The following is a 2333-nucleotide window of genomic DNA, read 5'->3' on the forward strand; positions in this document are numbered from 1 at the left end:
GGGGGGGCGCCGGCAATTCCTCGAGGCGCGGTTCGAATCGGGGGTCGCCGAGCACCTTGAGGTACTCGACCAGCGCCCAGCGCTCGTGCGGTGCCAGTGCCCGCCCGATCACGCCGTTGCCACGGCAGCCGGCGCGGAATTCATGGCCGCGGTTGCTGTTGCCGGTGATCGCGGTATCCAGCAGAAAGCCGCCGTCGAAGCGCTCGGTGCGGATACCTACGTGCTGCGGATCGTATTCGCGACTACCCACCCAGAACTGCTTCTGCCGTTCGGCGACCGGCGACAGCAGCTGGAACAGAGTGGGGACCGAGCCGTTATGCAGGAACGGCGGCGTCGCCCAGATGCCGTCCAGCGGACGTGCCTTGTAGCCGCGCAGTTCCTGCACGCCGATCGGCAGGCCGAAGCCGTCGAATTCCGCGCGCTCGACCTCGTCGATGCCGGCGTCACGGTAGGCGCGCTCTTCGACATAGGCCGTGATATAGGCCAGCCCCTTGGCGCTGGACAGGCTGGCGAGATCGAGCGGGCCGGCTGGCGCGCCATACAGCTGCACATCCAGACGATCCAGCTCGTCCTGAGTCCATCCCAGACGTGTCAGGTCGAAGCGATGGTCGGCGATATTGTCGGCCGTGGTCGGATCGGTACCGACGAAGGAGGTGGGGATCACCTTCATGCGCCACTCCGGGTCGCGCTCGGCAGCGAAACGCTTGTCGACCGGCTTGGGCCTGGCGTCGTGGCAATGCGCGCAGTTTTCCTTGTACAGCGCGCGACCGAGGCTGGCCTGCGTGAGATCGATCGCGCCCAGCACGTCTTCGGGCCAGCGGGGCGGGGCCAGCTGCATGAGCGTGGTTTCCAGCCTGTGCAGGTCTCGTACGCGAACGCCCGATGCGTAGCGCTCGGCTTCGGCGACGGGCTGGCCGTTCTCATGCAGCAGCCGCAGCGTGGCGCCAACACCCAGCGCCTCGCCGATATTGCGCGCCATCGGCTGCATGGCCGAGCCGTTCCACTGCACCCAGTCGAACTTCCAGATATCCCACAGATGCGGGTAGCTCACCGGCGCGTTGGCCACGCGGTAATTCGCCGGATCGATGGTGTCGCCGAACACGCTGTTGGCGATGCGACCGAACGCATCGGTACGGCCGAAGCCTTCTTCGGTGGGGTAGAGCCCGCGGTGCCAGTCGTTGTAGGCCGTACCGAGCAGACGGTCGAGCACCTGCTTGAAGTCGTGGCGCAACTGCGCGCGGTCCCGCTCGTAACGCTCGCCCAGCACCTGCACGGCGAAGCGACGGAACTTGAGCGGGTTGTAGTAGGTGAAGGCCATGCTCATGCCCAGCGCTTGGCCGAACGCACCGCCACGTAGCGTTGGTACGGTGGAGGCGAGTGAGTGCATCGCCGCACCGCCATCGATACGAATGGCCTGACCCCCGTAGCGCAGCTCGCCGGTGTGGCACGCCGCGCAGGTCACATCCAGATAGGCGCGACCGCTCTCATCATCCTCGTGGCGGGCAAAGCCGACCGGCAGGTTGCCGGGGTTCAGCGCGGTGGCTTTTTGCGCGGGATCGACCAGAAAGCCGAAGCGCGCGAGGTAGTCGGGCGTGGCGAACCTGTCCCGGCTGAAGGGCAGCTCCAGCGCACGGAACCAGTCGTACTCCAGTCCCTTAACCTGGGTGCCTTGCGGCGTGTAGTAATAGGTCTGCCGCTGCGTGGTGTCCCACTGCTCCAGATAATGCAGCGCTTCGGGCACTTTGTATTCTGGAAGGTTCGGGTAGGCCACGAAATACAGCCCGACCCCCACGACCAGCACGGCCAACAACAAGACAGCCCCCAGGGCTCGGCGTAGCAATCGCATCGGTACATCCTTGTAGCGTCATGGCGAGTGCGCGTTTATCGCAGGGTTGTAGGGTGATGGCAATAAGAAGTCGTATGTTTTGCACCGCAGGCAACAAGTAGTCGCCGCTTTAGGCAATTATTCAGCGTCAAGCAGGTTTCCGCGCACGGAGGCTGGAATGCATGAGGTGTAAGTTATGTATTTTGAATTTTTCTCAACTAGTATGCCGTGCTCGGGTGTTTGGACATCAGCCACTCTGTTAATTCTGGATATCACCGTATACGAGTAGGCGCCATTGGTGAACGTGATAGAGTTGCTCAGTTCGCTGCCAGTTGCGTTACCTATTAATATGTCAACCTCATCCACTAATCTATTTAATTCAAGCTCGGGTGTGCGACCCGGATGCCCAAATTTATAGCTGATCGTATTGTTCTGTTTATATAGCTCTAGGGTTTTATCGGAGGCGGTTGCAGGAGCTGAGCGCAACACGGTTATTGAATTGAAGCCG

2 protein-coding genes are annotated in these 2333 nt (G+C 62.1%); both read right to left on the reverse strand.

Annotated elements, in window-relative coordinates:
* The coding region (locus LO50_RS19100; RefSeq protein ID WP_044316012.1) for a di-heme-cytochrome C peroxidase at positions 1 to 1846 on the reverse strand (1846 nt) is incomplete at its 3' end.
* A gap of 117 nt (positions 1847 to 1963) precedes the next feature.
* Positions 1964 to 2333 (reverse strand): hypothetical protein (locus LO50_RS25460; RefSeq protein ID WP_236690607.1); only part of this gene is annotated, 370 nt, incomplete at its 5' end.

The organism is Stutzerimonas stutzeri (assembly GCF_000935215.1).
In the GTDB taxonomy this organism is placed as follows: domain Bacteria; phylum Pseudomonadota; class Gammaproteobacteria; order Pseudomonadales; family Pseudomonadaceae; genus Stutzerimonas.